Annotated in this window: 13 protein-coding genes; all 13 read left to right on the top strand. The window is 47.6% G+C overall.

Annotated elements, in window-relative coordinates:
- Positions 1–278 precede the first annotated feature (278 nt).
- The gene (locus AN963_RS09385) at positions 279–584 is read left to right on the top strand and encodes a YolD-like family protein (protein WP_055744211.1); all 306 of its coding nucleotides are present in this window, start codon (positions 279–281) and stop codon (positions 582–584) included.
- Positions 585–669: 85 nt separating this feature from the next.
- Complete coding sequence (locus AN963_RS09380; protein WP_055744210.1) at positions 670–963, top strand: hypothetical protein; 294 nt, start codon at positions 670–672, stop codon at positions 961–963.
- 236 nt (positions 964–1,199) lie between these two features.
- Complete coding sequence (locus tag AN963_RS09375; protein ID WP_083496850.1) at positions 1,200–2,864, top strand: AAA family ATPase; 1,665 nt, start codon at positions 1,200–1,202, stop codon at positions 2,862–2,864.
- A 218-nt stretch (positions 2,865–3,082) separates the two neighbouring features.
- A complete protein-coding gene (locus AN963_RS09370) occupies positions 3,083–4,498 on the top strand; it encodes an MDR family MFS transporter (protein ID WP_055744524.1) in 1,416 nt (471 codons plus the stop codon).
- Between the two features lie 245 nt (positions 4,499–4,743).
- Entirely contained in the window at positions 4,744–6,000 is a 1,257-nt protein-coding gene (locus tag AN963_RS09365; protein WP_055744209.1) for a dipeptidase, read from the top strand.
- Positions 6,001–6,195: 195 nt separating this feature from the next.
- Positions 6,196–8,247 (top strand): sigma-54 interaction domain-containing protein, encoded by a 2,052-nt coding sequence (locus AN963_RS09360; protein WP_055744208.1) that lies wholly within the window; start codon positions 6,196–6,198, stop codon positions 8,245–8,247.
- A 119-nt stretch (positions 8,248–8,366) separates the two neighbouring features.
- The gene (locus tag AN963_RS09355; protein ID WP_161827264.1) at positions 8,367–8,885 is read left to right on the top strand and encodes a nitroreductase family protein; all 519 of its coding nucleotides are present in this window, start codon (positions 8,367–8,369) and stop codon (positions 8,883–8,885) included.
- Positions 8,886–8,900: 15 nt separating this feature from the next.
- Positions 8,901–9,479: a nitroreductase family protein gene (locus AN963_RS09350; RefSeq protein ID WP_055744206.1), complete on the top strand. Its 579-nt coding sequence runs from the start codon at positions 8,901–8,903 to the stop codon at positions 9,477–9,479.
- Between the two features lie 120 nt (positions 9,480–9,599).
- The gene (locus AN963_RS09345) at positions 9,600–10,841 is read left to right on the top strand and encodes a M20 family metallopeptidase (RefSeq protein ID WP_055744205.1); all 1,242 of its coding nucleotides are present in this window, start codon (positions 9,600–9,602) and stop codon (positions 10,839–10,841) included.
- A 46-nt stretch (positions 10,842–10,887) separates the two neighbouring features.
- Positions 10,888–12,630: a M28 family metallopeptidase gene (locus AN963_RS09340; protein WP_055744204.1), complete on the top strand. Its 1,743-nt coding sequence runs from the start codon at positions 10,888–10,890 to the stop codon at positions 12,628–12,630.
- Between the two features lie 260 nt (positions 12,631–12,890).
- Positions 12,891–13,886, top strand: coding sequence for an ABC transporter ATP-binding protein (locus tag AN963_RS09335; protein ID WP_055744203.1), 996 nt, complete (start codon positions 12,891–12,893; stop codon positions 13,884–13,886).
- The gene (locus AN963_RS09330) at positions 13,883–14,854 is read left to right on the top strand and encodes an ABC transporter ATP-binding protein (RefSeq protein WP_055744202.1); all 972 of its coding nucleotides are present in this window, start codon (positions 13,883–13,885) and stop codon (positions 14,852–14,854) included. The genes AN963_RS09335 and AN963_RS09330 overlap by 4 nt, the downstream gene beginning before the upstream one ends.
- 55 nt (positions 14,855–14,909) lie before the next feature.
- Positions 14,910–16,622 carry an ABC transporter substrate-binding protein gene (locus tag AN963_RS09325; protein ID WP_161827263.1) on the top strand — a complete coding sequence of 571 codons (1,713 nt, stop codon included), beginning with the start codon at positions 14,910–14,912 and terminating at the stop codon, positions 16,620–16,622.
- Positions 16,623–16,630: the final 8 nt, after the last annotated feature.

The following is a 16,630-nucleotide window of genomic DNA, read 5'->3' as shown; positions in this document are numbered from 1 at the left end:
TCGACTTGCTCGTCTAATGATGTTGTGACCTTCTTCGAGGACACGTTTTTTTTGAATCCTTTTCTGTTCCGAGCGAATCTCGTCATAAAAGCTCCCTGTTTTCGGATAGATTGCGTTTGTCGTATTTTTACACAATCTTCCTGACATTATTCTTTGAAACGAACTTTGACCCGGTCGCCTTAGCCTTCCCTCGTTTTACCTAAGAACAATCACCCTTGAAAAACGGATTCGAATCAAGCATAATAAGAACATCAGTTCGTATTCGTGGAGGGTTTATCATGAATGAAAAATTTTCGTATCTATCCGAAAGAAGCTGTGATGAATGGCAAGGATTACTAGTACAACGTCCAACCATCGCCGATGATGACTTTGGAGAAATGTGCTTTCGAATTTATGACAGTACACAATACAGCTATCCCATTCAAGTGAAGTGGTTTGTCAGGGAAAGCGGATCCTTTGGCACCGTGAAATCAGCTTGGGGACTCGTTCGAGAAATTGACGCCGAACAATATCTGGTTAAACTCGTCAACCAAGATGATTCCCGCTGGATAAAAGTGGAGGACATCGTGAGTGTAACAAAATGAAGGCGGACAACTAAAAATCCGCATTGCTTATCCTCACCTGCGTTTTTACCGGCGCATACGATGAAGGATAAGGTGGTGATGATACATGGGCTATTCACTGGCTGACTGGATGATTTACACGATTTGGGCGATTTTTGGACTCATGATCATTGATTTTTTGATCGTTCTATTCCGATCGTTTTGGCAAGGTTCCTTTCATCCATCCTTCGTCCTGGGGTATTTGAAGGATATTCTCTATTTCATCCTACCTTTGAACGTACTCGTATCCATGACATCGATTGACCCGACTGGCTATACCTTGTTGGTTTTCTACTTCATCGGAGGACTCGCTGTCATCATCAAGTACGTATTGGACATCAAAAGTAGATTTGAATCATGATGTGTATGTATTGGCCTTCCTGTCAGGAGGGCTGTTTTTTTGATCCCTAACCAAATGGAGTGCGCTCATATTTTTTCTTCCCAGACATGAAATGCTTGTCACCTCGTATATATTTGTAAGGAAACACGAGCCCTTTACCATCGCCTCTCATGGTTTTTACCCAGTGAGGGACGAGGCACCACGGAGTTTATCTCCTCATACAATATTCTAAATATTTCGCAAAAGGGAGTGGTGCCATGAGGAGATATCAGTGGATCAAGTGGCGTAAAATCCTCCTCTGGCTCGGAATCATTGCCACGGTCCTGATTGTCCTCACCGTGGGAGGACCGACTTACTGGGCAGTAGCCTGGGGGATTGTCACACTACTATTTCAGTTGCTCTTTGCCATCCTGTTTGTCATCATTCAGTTCGTTGCTCTCTTTTGGTTTTTGGCTCGTGGACGTACGTATTGGATTTTGCCTGGCGAAACAGGCTCCACTTGGGATGATTACCGGGGAAACCCAGAGATTGTGGAGAATGCCAAGCGGATTGTTACCCTGCTCAAAGGGGTTAAAGAATTCAAGGAAATGGGTGGAGAGGCGATCCGCGGTTTGCTCCTCTGTGGCCCACCAGGAACCGGTAAATCTTACCTAGCTCAGGTAATTGCCAACGAAGCGCAGGTTCCCTTTGCTTATGCGTCGGCACCGAGCTTTCAAAACATGTTTTTCGGAGTCGGGAATCTGAAAGTAATGGGGCTGTACCGAAAAGCGAGGAAGCGTGCCAGCGAATACGGCGCGTGTATTATTTTTATCGATGAGATCGATGCCATCGGGATGAAACGTCAAGGTGGCGGGATGGGTGGAGGCATGCTCGGCATGGGTGGAGCAGGGCTATTAAATGAGCTGCTGCTGCAAATGGATCCACCCAATATCGATAATACGAAAATTGCCAAGCTCTTGAGAACACTCGGCCTACGACGCAAAAAGGCGGAACGGCCACCAGTAATGACCATTGCCGCGACAAATCTGCCCGACATCCTCGATTCCGCTCTGCTACGGCCAGGACGGTTTGACCGTCAGCTATGGGTAGATTCCCCGGACTATGACGGACGGATAGACGTCTTCCAGTACTATCTCAAGAAGGTAAAGCATGATGAGACCTTAACGCCTGAAAAAGCTGCGCTCGATACGATTGGGTACAGTCCGGCGCAGATCAAGCATATCGTGAACGAGTCAGTCGTCATCGCCCACCAACGTGGTGCACTCGTGGCCAACTATGATGACTTCCGTGCTGCTATGGAAACCTATGAATGGGGGATCAAGCAACCCCTTCGTTCGATGAGCGAGGATGAAAAACGAAATGTAGCTTATCATGAAGCTGGCCATGCAGTGGCTCAGTTTTTTCTAAAGCCGCACGAACGTGTCTGGAAGGTCACCATAATTCGACGAGGTGGAGCTCTAGGACTCGCAGCTACCAAGCCGACGCACGAAAGGTACAACCGCAGCGACAGTGAGATTTTGGCTGCGATTCAGGTGTGCCTGGCTGCCCGTGCAGTAGAAGAAGAGTTTCTGGGGAAAAAGCTAAATGGAGTCACCTCCGATCTTCATCAAGCGACGGAGCTCGCAGGGGCATATCTGGGTATCGTCGGGATGGGAGATGAATTGTTCAGCTGGTTGGCGACTGGTTCGCGGGTAGATGGACTCAAGACACTGCGTCCCAAGATTAACGAGTTGTTGAATGAGCAGATGCTCCAGGTGAAGAAGCTGGTTTTGGACTATGCCGACTTCGTCCACGCCATTGCAGAAGAACTGTTAAAACGCGGGGATCTAACGGGCGAGGAAATCGAGGAGCTGCATGTGCAATTGTACGGGCAAGGACGTCCTGAGCCGTCAGAGGATGATGACGTTCAAAAGGATTCGTAAACGGTGTGAAAGCATGGAGGATTTCCAATAAATGAGAGAAAAGGGCGATCATATCCCAGTGAGTATCTGGGGGAGGTTGCCTTTTTGTCATTATTACCTTTTTATGGGGGCAATCGTATTTACTTAAGGCTCGTGTGTTTGGGGAGGCTATGGTCATAAAAGGAGATGAAGTTAAAGTGAATCAGGATGCAACTTCCACTTTTCAGTCTCCCAAGAATATGGGAGAGGTAAAGAGACTGCCCATATTGATCTCGCTCATGATCGGGGCATTTTTCTCTATCTTAAATGAAACGTTGCTCAATATCGCGTTTCCACAACTGATGATCGAACTAAATGTTTCGGCCTCGACCCTTCAATGGTTAGCAACCGGGTATATGCTCGTCGTAGGTGTACTCGTGCCAGCGTCTGGGCTATTGGTTCAACTGTTTACAACAAGGCAAATGTTCTTAGGAGCCATGATTTTATTTACTGCGGGTACGTTGGTTTGTGGAATTGCCCCTCATTTTTCGATTTTGTTGGTGGGTCGATTGTTGCAGGCTGCGGGAACGGGCCTGATGCTACCCGTTTTGATGAATACCATTCTGGTTTTATATCCTCCCGACAAGAGGGGGGCAGCGATGGGAAGCATCGGACTCGTCATCATGTTCGCCCCGGCGATTGGTCCGACTCTGTCTGGCCTGATTCTGGAATCCTTGCAATGGCGATGGCTGTTTTATCTGGTGCTGCCGTTCGCAGCCTTTTCCATTGTGTTTGCCGCGATCTACTTAAAGAATGTCTCGGAAACCAAAAAAATAAAAGTGGATGTGCTATCCCTTATCTTATCCACGATAGGGTTTGGTGCTGTGGTATATGGATTCAGCAGTTCTGGCGAGGGTCATGGTGGTTGGTCAAATCCACTTGTATACGGAACTGTGTCAATCGGTATTATCGCACTCGTGTTGTTCGTATTTCGGCAACTGCGAGTCCCTGAGCCTTTAATGGATCTTCGAGCATTTCAATACCCGATGTTCACGCTGACAACAATCCTGCTGATTATTATGATGATGACGTTGTTCTCAGCGATGTCCCTTTTGCCTTTCCTGTTCCAAGGTGCTCTTGGGCTCACCGTTTTCGCATCTGGTCTTTTGATGTTGCCGGGTAGTTTGTTAAACGGGCTGATTTCACCTCTTACAGGAAAGCTGTTTGATAAATTCGGTCCGCGTGCTCTCGTCATACCCGGTGCCGCTTTTCTCGTTGTGATTATGTGGTTTTTTACACAGGTGACGGTAGAAACGAGTCGGATGACCTTCCTCCTCTTGCACATTTGCTTAATGGTGGCGATCTCCATGATCATGATGCCCACTCAGACAAATGGATTGAACCAATTGCCACCACGATTTTACCCGCACGGTACGGCTATCTTGAACACCTTGCAACAGGTTGCCGGAGCCATTGGCGTCGCCTTGTTCATTGGAGTCATGTCGACGGGTCAACGGGCTTTTCTGGCGAAGTCACCCAACCCTACTGCACAGGATCAAATGGCTGGAGCAATGGTTGCAGGTGTGCATAACGCCTTTTTGATCGGATTTGGCTTTTCTGTTGTTGCCTTGCTACTTGCGTTTTTCATTAAAAGGACGCAGGTAGCGAAGCTATAGTAGGTTTTTCAAAGGAGTGCCCTTTCTGTAAGGAGAGGGCGCTTTTTCTTTTGTGTGAGAAGGAAAGGTTCTTAGGGTGACCACTTTGGGTGAGTTAGGTTGTTTTTAACGCCGCTAGAACCATTCAGCTGGCAAGAAACAAGTCCGAAAACTTGATATTACAAGAGTTTATCTAAGAAAGCGGATTGGTGGTATGAAATATGCAGATTGTTCTGTATGTGACTGAATCTAGGTAATAAGAAAGGATGATTCATGTGCAGCAGAAGGATTACAAAGGATATCGAGCCTATCAGTATCTAGAGCCAGGAGTTGATTTTAAAGAATTTAAACTATCCAAAGAAACGGGATTATTTCCCGCATACACCATCCCGTTGACGGAGTCACAAGAAGAGCGTGCGAAGCGACTCTTTGAAGAAAACGTCGTGATCTCCTTGCATGATCACATGTTTGTGGCTCCTGAGAATTTGAATGAATTCTTCGAGTTTCGCCGCTGGGGAAGAGATAGTATGGGCTATGAGGGATTGAGTCAATCAGGGCTGGACTGCGTATTTGACAATCTCATGAATGGAACCGCCATGATTACTTCTCGTGCGGGCTGGAAATGGGATGATGTTCTGTTTGATTTGGGAATGCGATTGTGTGATATTGCCCATCAGGATATGGTCGTTCTCGGATTGACGACAGATGACATCCGGCTGGCAAAGAAAAACAAGAAGATCGCTTTCGTTCCTTCCTTGGAGGCATCTACGATGATCGAGAACGAGCTGGATCGGCTGGACATTTTATACGGATTTGGCGTTCGTAACATGGGTATTGCCTACAGTGAGGGGAATTCGCTCGGCTGCGGCTTGAAGGAGAAAAGCGACGGCGGCTTGACGGAATTCGGAAGACAGGCGGTTCGCCGCATGAATAAGCTGGGCATTGCCATCGATATTTCTCACTCTGGGGACAAAACCTCGCTGGATACGATCGAGACGAGTGATAAACCTATTTTCATTACTCATGCAGGGGCAAGGGCACTTTGGGAATCCAATCGCTTGAAGCCGGATCACATTATTCAAGCATGCGCGGAGCGCGGTGGCGTCATTGGCATCGAGGCGGCACCACATACGACGATGACCAAAAATCAGCCTAGGCACAATCTTGATTCTTTCATGGAGCACTTTGAATATTGTGCGAATCTCGTAGGAATCGACCATGTAGCTTTTGGGCCGGATGTGTTATTTGGAGACCATGTTGGCATCCATCGAGTCTTCGCGAGTGCATTGTCGATTGCAGCTGCACACGGCAAGAATAACTTTGAGGAAGTCGATTATGTGGAAGGGATCGAAAATCCGACGGAGGCATTCCCGAACATCGTGCGTTGGCTGATTACACGAGGGTATTCCGATGGAGATATAGCCAAAGTGATAGGTGGCAATATCATGCGTGTTCTCGATGAAGTATGGTATGATCCGAAATCGATGACCGTGGGCAAGAAAGACGAAAAAGCTACTGTCTGATTTCATTCAACCAAGATAGTTCCCGCTTAGCAAAACTTCGCTAATAGGAGAGCTATCTTTTTTGTTCTGGATAATAGCTTGATTTTTTTCAAGAAAATTCCAGTGTAATCAAAACTTTTTTGCCTCTATTAACCAAAGGAGCTTCCATACTATGATGGTAGAGAATATCAGTATGGCTATCTGGGGAGGGATACTATGGATAAGCGAACGCTTCTGGTTGTGGCAAAAGATCAAAGAACACACTCTGTCTTTGCAAAACAAATCCATGATTTTTTCCAAAATCGCATTACGATTCTCCATGAGTCAAAAGCCTCCAATACCGATGAGGTTGACTTCGTTCTCGCATCGTCTCCTAAAGTCATTGAGGAATGGAAGATTCCAAGCGAAAAGCTGATTATCGCAAGGAGAGCCATTAACATCGCCAAAATGGATGAGTTGGTCACCCTCCCCCCGGACACTCGTTGCCTTGTCGTCAATAACATGCTGGAAACGTCACACGAAACCATTGAACTGTTGCGTAACCTGGGCTTTCAATTCGAAATGGTCCCGTATTATCCGGGATGTAAACAGCCGATCGACGGTATTACTACCGCGATTTATGCAGAAGGGGCCGAGCTGGTCCCGAGAGGCATGCAAAAGGTCGTCAATATCGGAATTCGACCGCTCGATGTCTCGACCATTATCGAGCTTGCTGTCCGCCTCAATGCCAACGTGGATCGCGCCAATCTGTATTCCGCTCGGTATATCCAGGAAATTATTGAGCAAAGCAGACGTTTTTACCGAACATTGAATCACATTAAAGAGTTAAACAAGCATTTGGACACCATTTTGAATACGGTGCATGAGGGCATCATTACGACAGATCCGAATAAAACGATCATCCAGATTAATCAGGCCGCGAAGAACATTTTAGGAATCGGTGATTCGAATAAGGACCTGGTCGGGAAAACGCTCGACGAGGTACTTCCATGGTTGTCGCTCCCCGAAGGAAAGGAGCAAGTCGAAGTCAACAAGGTTCAATCCGTGAATCATTTGAATCTAGTAGTAAACAATACCCCGATTACGTTGGAGGACGAAAAAATCGGTGTAGTGACAGCCTTTCAAGACGTGTCCAACATCCAAAAGGTGGAGCAGGAAGTACGGAAAGAACTACAAGGAAAAGGATTGTCCTCGAAATACACGATCAAGGACATCATCGGCAAAAGTGATCGGCTTACCACTACACTAGACGTACTGCAAAAAATTTCGACAACGGACAAGACGGTGTTAATACTTGGTGAAAATGGCACAGGGAAAGAATTGTTTGCCCATTCCATACACAGCTTGTCTAAACGAAAAAATGGTCCATTTTTGCCAGTTAACTTCGCAGGATTACCAGAGTCACTGGCAGAGAGCGAGCTGTTTGGCTACGAAGGTGGTTCTTTTACTGGTGCAAAAAAGAATGGGAAGCCAGGCTTATTTGAGCTGGCACATAATGGGACGCTCTTTCTGGATGAGATTGGAGACGCTTCTCCCTCCTTGCAAGCACTGCTGCTGCGCGTTCTGCAAGAAAAGCAGGTCATGCGCATTGGGGGGCAACAAATTATCCCAATCGATGTTCGGATCATCGCAGCGACCAACCGCAGTCTGAAGGATCTCGTAGAAGAGGGGAAGTTTCGCCAGGATTTATACTACCGGCTCTTTGTACTTCCATTGAGAGTTCCCTCTTTGCGAGAAAGAAGAGAAGATATCTCGTTACTCGTCGAGCATTTTGTGAAAGAAAATTCCTTGGTCACGGTGGATATTGAGCCGGCGGTCATGCAGCGTCTTCTTAACTACGATTGGCCGGGGAATGTCCGTGAGTTAAATAGCGTGGTGCAGTACATGACGAGTGTGATGGATGGCAATACGATTACGGAGCTCGATCTACCCGAGCAATTTCGCGAGACAGAGCAGAAGCTGCAAGAAACAAAAAAAGGAGACATGGAGGAGCTGGAGACAAAAGGGGAGCTTTTTAGTTTCTATGTCATATTGGAATGTCTAGAACAAGCAAAAAGTAGATTGGAATGTGTAGGCAGAGGAAAAATCGTAGACTTTGCCATGCGGAGGGGGATTCCTATCACCGATCAACAAGTTCGACATCGGATGGATAGCCTAAGAGACCTTGGATACATATTTTCTGGACGCAGAGGTCAAGGCAGCCGGATCACAGATAAAGGGCTGCACATGCTGTCCATGATGAAGCAAACGATGGAGTTACGTGTGTGAAGCAAATTCAAAATATTAGAAATATTACTTCTGTTTATAGATCATACTCTCAGTCATATTTTTTTAGAAAGGAATGAATAGTTGTGTCTATTTCCAAGCAAGGAGAAATGCTCCCTATCATGAACATGATCATCAATGTGCGTGGCTACCAATCGACGCCGATCCCTGAGCCATTGATCGAAGAAGTGTTCTATGCTTTCACGCTGGGACCGTCATTGGCAAACACACAGCCTTGGGAGCTGATGCTTGTCAAAGGGATTAAGGAGCGCGAAAAGGTAATAGCCGCTACACTCGATCCATTTTTGTCACCCCACAGCTATGGTGGACAGGCCTGGCTGATGAGTGCACCTGTGATCGCGGTCGTGATGATCGAAAAGCGCAGAGCTTTGGTGCGATTAGGTGAGCGTGGTGAAATTTTCGCAATCCAGGACACCTTTGCTGCCATCCAAAATGCACGTTTGACAGCAGCCGCCCATGGTTTGAGCACGTCCGTCATTCGAGAATTTGATGCACATCTCCTACAAAAGAACCTAAACCTCCCGTGGTATGTTGAGCCGATCGCTATTTTTACCGTTGGCTATAGTGATGAGGAAAAGGAAATTCCGCCGCGGTTATCTGTGGCAGAAATATTAAAGTGAAAGGAGGTAACCAGGGTGACGACTGAATCCAATTATCCCATCCCCGCTATTTTTCAACGTGTCAGCAAGCGAAAGTTTACCAAACAGCCTATTGCCTCCGAAATGGTGGAACAGCTCCTGCTGGCAGGAACGAGAGCACCTTCGAGCGGGAATATGCAGCCGTGGGAGTTTATTGTTATTGACGATCCCGCTAAGAAACAAGAGATCGTGAAATCGACCTTTAGCGGCTACTTTTCCAAAGGTATGAATTATCAATATTGGATTGCCGATGCGGCGGTAGTCATCGTGGCTTGCTCCAATGTGAAACGAACCGTTGCCCGCTATGGACCAGCAGGGCGCGAGTGGGCTTTGATCGACACTGCAGCGGCCGTCCAAAACATCTTGTTGACCGCGACAGCATTGGGATTGTCAGGCTGCTGGGTAGGTGGAATCAATGAACAAGATATCAAAGAAAGCCTCCATATTCCCGATGACGTGCGGATCATCGGTTTGGTACCGATTGGCTATTCAGAGGAAAAGGCTTTACCAAAAAGCAGGTTACCCTTGAAATGGGTGACTCATCGCAATGAATATAACGTTCCTTATTATGATTAGGTTATCGCAAACACCCTAAGACACCACAATACCCCTCCAAGGGCTAGAAATCAGGCGCATTTTCCTGCGATTTGATTGGCATAGACTTTGCAATTACTCTTCACCGAGGAGGGGTAACTCATGAATGATACCAATACGCAGAAACAGCAGCTATTCCAGGCGGTCGAGGAGATGAGGCCAGAGATCATTGGATTTCTCCAACGCCTCATTCAAATCCCAAGTGAAAATCCGCCAGGTAACTACAGCGAAATAAGTACGTTCCTTCAGGAAGAATTAACAGACCTTGGTTTTGAGGTCCAGGTCATTTCTGTCCCTGACGAAATGACGAGCGCGGCAGGTTTGCCAACACCACGCAAGAATGTCATTGCGACGTTGCGAGGGTCTGGAGAGGGAAGAAACCTTATCTTCAATTCTCATCTGGATACGGTACCTGCAGGAGATCCGGAACAGTGGGACTATCCGCCTTTTTCAGGGATGATCGCCAATGGGCGAATCTATGGGAGAGGAGCAACCGATTCCAAAGGAAGGTTAAGCGCTTACATCATGGCAGCAGTGGCGTTGGCGCGTACTTCTCTTACGCGAAATGGCGATGTAATTATTGCTGCCACGTGTGATGAAGAAACAGGGGGAATTCTGGGTGCAGGCTACATAAACCAAAATGGGCATGTACATGGAGATATGGTAATTGTGGAGGGCTACAGCAATCACATCGTTCGAGCGATGGCAGGCGTCCTGCAGCTGAAAATCACCACGGATGGCATTCCGGCGCATGCGGGTTATAAATGGAAAGGCTTGAACGCCGTGGAGAAGATGGCGAAAGTCGTGCAGGGTCTAGAAAACCTCCAAAAAGATCTGGAGCAAGAGCCTTCCTCCATTCCTGGTATGAAGTACACCACCGTTAATATCGGCACCATCCAAGGTGGGACGAAAGTCAATGTCGTTCCGGCTACGTGTGAGATTGAAGTGGACTTTCGCGTCATCCCCGAGCACAGCCTCGATCAGATTTACAATCGTGTCGTATCGCTGCTGGAGGTTCTCGAAAAAAACGATCCCGCATTCAAAGTCAAGCTGACTCGAATTACTGACTTTCAGACAGACCCTACGATTACGCAAGAAGACTCTCCCCTTATTTCCGAGCTGCAGCAGGCCGTACAGGAAGTCACGGGCCACACCCTACCGGTCGTCGGGGTTTTGGCGCAAGCGGATACGAGGTGGTTCATCCAAAATGGAATTCCTGGTATCAATTACGGTCCTGGTACGAGCGAGAACAACATCCATGGGTTTAACGAGTACATGGAGATCGAAGACTTGATCCAAACGACGAAAATCTTGACTGTTCTCGCGAAAAACATAGTCTGTTAAGGTAGCATGCTATATCCAAAATACGAATAGGAAAGAGGAGCATGACATGAACCATCGACAGACGCTCATTACTGAAGAACACCTGTTACAGCAGGTTTCCAAAAGTAAACTAATGGAGTATACAGAAACGATATCCAAAGAGGTGCGCATGTCTGGGTCCGAAGAAGAGCTGCGCGCTTTCCACTATGTGAAGCAAACGTTGGAAGAGATGGGCGTGGAGTCTGAGCTTCTTCTGCATAAGGCCTACATCAGTTTACCTGTGAAGTCGCTCGTTTCTATAGCAGAGCAGCCGATTCCCTCCATCACCCATTCGATGGGGCAATCGGTTAATCATCTGCAAGCGGAGCTGGTGTATGCAGGTTCTGGTACGGAACACGATTACCGAGACATGCAGGTCGTAGGTAAGATTGTGCTACTGGATGGTTTGGCCACTCCGATTGCCGTAAAAATAGCAGAGGAACAAGGGGCGATCGGTGCCGTATTCATCAATGCCACCCATACCCATGAAATGATTGTTTCTACCGTTTGGGGAACGCCGACCCTTGAGAACAAAGGGCTGCTGCCTAGCATTCCGGTCGTTTCTGTCACGATTGAAACGGGTGAAGTGATCAAGAACTACCTGGAGGAAGGACAGAATCAGTGCTCCATTTCAACCGAGGTGGAAACGGGGATCCGCGCCATCCCCACGTTGATTGCTGAAATCAAAGGTCAAGTAGAACCAGATAAATTCGTACTGTTTAGTGGCCACATCGATTCGTGGCACTACGGAGCGATGGACAACGGTACAGCTAATGCTGTCATGCTAGAGGTTGCTCGGATACTCACACAACAGCGCACTCATTTAAAACGATCCCTGCGTCTCGCCTTTTGGTCGGGTCATTCGCACGGTCGCTATGCGGGCTCCGCTTGGTATTGCGATACGCATTGGGAAGATTTACGGGAGAATTGCTTGCTCCATTTGAATGTAGATTCCGTAGGTGCGAAGGATTCGACCGTTCTTACAGAAGCCAACACGATGAAGGAAACGAGAGAGCTCGCAAACGATGTCATCAGCCAGATCATCGATCAAGAATTTACAGGTTCGCGCTTTGGACGTTCAGGAGATCAATCGTTTTGGGGTACGGGAACGCCATCCCTCTTCATGGGATTGTCCGAACAAGAGCCTTCTCAGGATCCTGCAGCAAAAGCCTTTAGCCAGCTCTTCGGGTCCGGTAAATCGGGAGGGTTTGGCTGGTGGTGGCATACGACAGAAGATACCATCGATAAAATCGATCCGGAGCTTTTGGTAAGGGATTGCAAGATCTATTTATCGATCGTGTTGCGTTCGTTGACGAGCCCGATTTACCCGATTGATCAGCTGGAAGCCATTCTCGATATTGAACAAAGTGTCCTTCATTGGCGAGAAAAAGCGGGGAATCGTTTTGATTTGTCGTCGACGCTTGAGCGAATCGATAATGTTAAAACAAGCTTGGTCCATCTGCAGGACGTAATGGGGAACGTTACAGAGGATGCAAAGCTAGCCTCCCTAAATCGATGCCTGCTGGAGCTGTCGAGTTACTTGGTACCGTTGAACTACGTAAAAGGCAGCAATTTTGAACATGATTTAGCCTTGAAGCAGCCAGCCGTTCCAAAGTTCTCTGACATTGATCTATTGGTCCAGACCACTCCAGAGCAGCAGGAGTATTATTTTTTGCTTACCTCTCTCCAGAGAAAACGAAATGAGGTCAATTATGCGTTGAAGCAGGCAGATCGTCTTGTGCAAGAAACGTTACGATTATTGACCCCATGAAAAGAGGAAAGAGAAGCTGTTCCATTCAGCAGAGTATCTGCTGGGGGCAGCTTTTTTCTTTTGCTATAGAGTTCAACCTTTCGCGCACTTAGGGTCACTTTGGGTCAACAAAGCAGTCCCATAGGAACCTAATGCTACGAGAATAAATAGGCATCCCCTGTTACAAGGGGGATTTGCGGGATTTTTCTGGCTTTTTTGCAATGGCATAGTCCTTGCTACTTATTCCTTGCATCAAGACGATGATGACGAGGGGGGAAATCATGTCTCGAGATAAACCAACCGTGCTGGAAGTCACTCAAGTAAAAACGCGTATCAAGATGGAGAAGAGAGAGTACGCCATCATCGAAGGAATCGATTTTCACGTCGATAGCGGTGAGACGGTAGGGATTGTCGGAGAGTCCGGTTGCGGAAAAAGTATGACGGCTTTGTCCATCATGGGTCTCTTACCGGAGAACGCCAATGTCTGCGAGGGAGAGATACGCCTGCGGGGAACCAATCTGCTCTCGATTAGTCGAGATGCGTATCGAAAAAAACGAGGAAAAGAGATGTCGATGATTTTCCAGGAACCGATGTCTTCCTTGAACCCTGTGTATACGATTGGTTTTCAATTAATCGAATTGCTGAGAGAGCATACGTCCATGAGCAAGGCAGAAGCGAGAAACAAAGCGATCGACATGCTCAAAACAGTGGGTATTCCAAGACCACAAGGGGTCATTGATGAATATCCGCACCAGCTGTCTGGTGGGATGCGGCAGCGGGTGATGATCGCCATGGGACTTGCCTGCAATCCGGATATTTTGATTGCAGATGAACCAACGACCGCTTTGGATGTCACGATTCAAGCGCAAATTCTGGAATTGATGAAAAAGCTGCAGCAACAGTTTGACATGGCGATTTTGCTCATTACGCATGATTTAGGTGTCGTCGCAGAGGTTTGTGATCGGGTCATCGTCATGTACGCTGGGCAGATCGTGGAAGAAGCACCTGTTCACATGCTTTTTGAAGCACCCAACCACCCTTACACAAAGGGCTTGATCGCATCTACTCCTAAAATGGGGGAAACAAAGGATCGCTTACATACCATCGAAGGAACAGTTCCCCAATTGTCCGAAATGCCAACGGGATGCAGATTTGCTTCACGCTGTTCGGAAGCGACAGAGCTCTGTGTGAGAGAATTGCCACCCCTAATTGAACTGTCTGAGCATGTCAGATGCCGCTGCTGGTTATATCCAAACACAAGTGGGGTGTCTGTATGAGCGAGATATTGCTAGAAGCAAAAGGGTTAAAAAAGTACTTCCCTATGAAAAAAGGATTGCTGCGCCGTACGACTGCACATGTGAAGGCCGTAGATGATTTATCGTTCCAAGTCTTCAAAGGGGAAACCTTGGGAATCGTCGGAGAATCAGGTTGTGGGAAATCCACAACTGGCAGACTTTTAATCCGGTTATTGGAAGCGACGGAAGGCGAAGTGATCTACAAGGGAAAAAACATCCTGCAAACACAAAAAGAAGAAATGCGAGAGCTACGAAAGGAATTGCAGATGGTTTTCCAAGATCCTTACTCCTCACTAAATCCACGACTGACAGTAGGACAGATCCTGGAGGAGCCTTTGGCAAACTACCGCTTGTCTACCAGGAAAGAATGGCGCGAAAAAGTTCTTGAGCTTTTGCAGGTAGTCGGTCTGGGAGAGCAAGTGATTCACCGATTTCCGCACGAATTTAGTGGAGGGCAGCGACAACGCATTGGCATTGCACGTGCTTTGATGCTCAATCCCGAGTTGATTATCGCTGACGAGCCCGTCTCTGCTTTGGATGTATCGATTCAATCACAGGTACTAAATCTGCTCAAAGACCTACAACAGAAGTTCGCCTTAACCTATATTTTCATCTCTCATGATTTAAGCGTGGTCAATCACTTTTGTGATCGCATCCTGGTGATGTACTTGGGGCGTGTCGTAGAAATCAGCTCGAAAAAGAACTTGTTTGCACGACCGCTTCATCCGTATTCCCAGGCTCTACTATCTGCGGTTCCTAGTCCAGATCCTAAGCAAAAGAAAGACCGAATCATTTTGACTGGTGATGTTCCCAGCCCATCAAATCCACCGACAGGATGTGCATTTCATCCACGCTGTTTGGCATGTATGGACATCTGTAAGCAAGTACGACCCGCCCTGACACAGACAGCAGAAGGGGGAATGATTGCCTGTCATTTATACAGCGAATAGCGAGCATACATGCTACTTGTCGACCAATTCAAAACGAGTACAGGGGGAAATGAATGTGAAGGCCACGCAAAGAAAGAATGTTATGCTCTTACTCCTGCTGTCTGCCAGTATGTTGGCGGCTTGCTCATCACAGCCAGCGAGCAATGGTACCCAAAACGCAGCCAATCCGTCAACTTCCAACACACCGCCAGCGACCACTTCTCAGCCGGCTCCGGCAAATGGTCAGCCAGCTGTAGGTGGAACTCTCGTCGTAGGAACACTATCTGGTCCAGATACCTTGAATCCACTCGTCTCCAATACGACGCCGGGTAGCTGGGTAGTAAACAATCTCTATCCACATTTGATGCAGATGAATCCGAGCGGCAAAAAGGAGCCGTATCTGGCTGAATCCGTCACGACGTCTGAGGATGGACTTACGGTCACCATTAAGCTTCGTGATGGAGTGAACTGGCAGGACGGTCAGCCGATTACATCAGAAGACGTCGCTTTTACCGGTCAATTGCTGCACGACAAAAAGCTGCAATGGACGGCAGAGATTTTCGATCAGGTAGCCAAGGTCGAAACACCTGACAAACTGACCGTTGTGTACACGTTAAAAGGTCCTTATCCTGCATTCTCAGGAGCGATTGGTTACTGGGTACGGATCGTTCCAAAGCACATCTGGGAAAAAGTGGACGACCCCAAATCGTTTGAGAATAAGGAACCAGTCGGTGCTGGACCATTCAAACTGGTGGCGTATGAAAAAGGACAGTACCTCGAGCTCGCTGCGATCGACAAATGGTTTGCTGCGCCAGGCGGACGGCCTTATTTGGATAAAGTGATCTTCAAAATTTACCCGGATGCGAATACGATGACGCTGGCATTGCAAAAAGGAGAAGTGGATGTGACTTCGTCCGATTTGCCGACATCCGCTGCCAAGCTTTTGGCAACCAATCCATCTATCAAAGTAGAGCAAACAGCAAGCCTTGGCTTTGCGTACTACAGCTTTAATACAGATGCTGCCAAAGGTGTGTCTCCAACGCAAGACGTGAACTTCCGTCAGGCGATGGCGACGGCGACAGACCGCAATACGATTCTCAATGTTGCGCTGGAAGGGGCAGGCATGCAGATTGACACGCCGATTTCCCCGCTGTATGCCGATTGGATCAATCCGGAAGCGAAAGCACCCGCTTACGATTCTGCGAAAGCAAAAGAGATTTTGACGAATGCTGGATACAGCGACACGGATGGCGATGGCATTTTGAATGCGCCAAGCAGCATTGGGGGCAAAAACGTAGAGCCAGAAGTCATTTACGACGGCGCGAATGTGTTTCATCAAAAGGTTGCGAAAATTCTGGAGAAAAACGCTTCTGATATTGGCGTGAAGCTGGTCCTGAAACCGGTAGAGTACAACACACTGGTGGCAAAGGTCTTTAACGAACGAGATTTCCAAATGCACATTGGAAAATGGGGCGTTCTTGACGAGCCGAGTGAGACATTCTCCAATCTGTATCATTCGAAGGCAAAGAACAACATGGCCACGTACACGAATGCGGAAATGGATCGTTTGGCAGATGGTGCGAAATACGCGAAAACCGAACAAATCGCCATGGATGAAGTAAAAGCAGCTCAGGCGCTATTTATCAAGGAGTTCCCAGTCGTGCCGATCTACGTACAAAAATTCAACTTGGCTTATAACGCAGATAAATTCGGCGGCTTTACTCTCTTCCCGGGTGATCTGCAGGGCTTGGTCGATCCCAATTCTCTCGTAGGCGTGTATAAAAAGTAATCGAGACA

This window comes from Brevibacillus choshinensis (assembly GCF_001420695.1).
Lineage (GTDB): Bacteria > Bacillota > Bacilli > Brevibacillales > Brevibacillaceae > Brevibacillus > Brevibacillus choshinensis.
This window is presented reverse-complemented; position numbering and strand designations above follow the sequence as displayed.

What these genes read in the sequence shown, in the direction of transcription:
- AN963_RS09385 (WP_055744211.1), top strand. Translation starts at nt 279, where the DNA reads ATGAATGAAAAATTTTCGTATCTATCCGAAAGAAGCTGTGATGAATGG.
- AN963_RS09380 (WP_055744210.1), top strand. Translation starts at nt 670, where the DNA reads ATGGGCTATTCACTGGCTGACTGGATGATTTACACGATTTGGGCGATT.
- AN963_RS09375 (WP_083496850.1), top strand. Translation starts at nt 1,200, where the DNA reads ATGAGGAGATATCAGTGGATCAAGTGGCGTAAAATCCTCCTCTGGCTC.
- AN963_RS09370 (WP_055744524.1), top strand. Translation starts at nt 3,083, where the DNA reads ATGGGAGAGGTAAAGAGACTGCCCATATTGATCTCGCTCATGATCGGG.
- AN963_RS09365 (WP_055744209.1), top strand. Translation starts at nt 4,744, where the DNA reads ATGATTCATGTGCAGCAGAAGGATTACAAAGGATATCGAGCCTATCAG.
- AN963_RS09360 (WP_055744208.1), top strand. Translation starts at nt 6,196, where the DNA reads ATGGATAAGCGAACGCTTCTGGTTGTGGCAAAAGATCAAAGAACACAC.
- AN963_RS09355 (WP_161827264.1), top strand. Translation starts at nt 8,367, where the DNA reads ATGAACATGATCATCAATGTGCGTGGCTACCAATCGACGCCGATCCCT.
- AN963_RS09345 (WP_055744205.1), top strand. Translation starts at nt 9,600, where the DNA reads ATGAATGATACCAATACGCAGAAACAGCAGCTATTCCAGGCGGTCGAG.
- AN963_RS09340 (WP_055744204.1), top strand. Translation starts at nt 10,888, where the DNA reads ATGAACCATCGACAGACGCTCATTACTGAAGAACACCTGTTACAGCAG.
- AN963_RS09335 (WP_055744203.1), top strand. Translation starts at nt 12,891, where the DNA reads ATGTCTCGAGATAAACCAACCGTGCTGGAAGTCACTCAAGTAAAAACG.
- AN963_RS09330 (WP_055744202.1), top strand. Translation starts at nt 13,883, where the DNA reads ATGAGCGAGATATTGCTAGAAGCAAAAGGGTTAAAAAAGTACTTCCCT.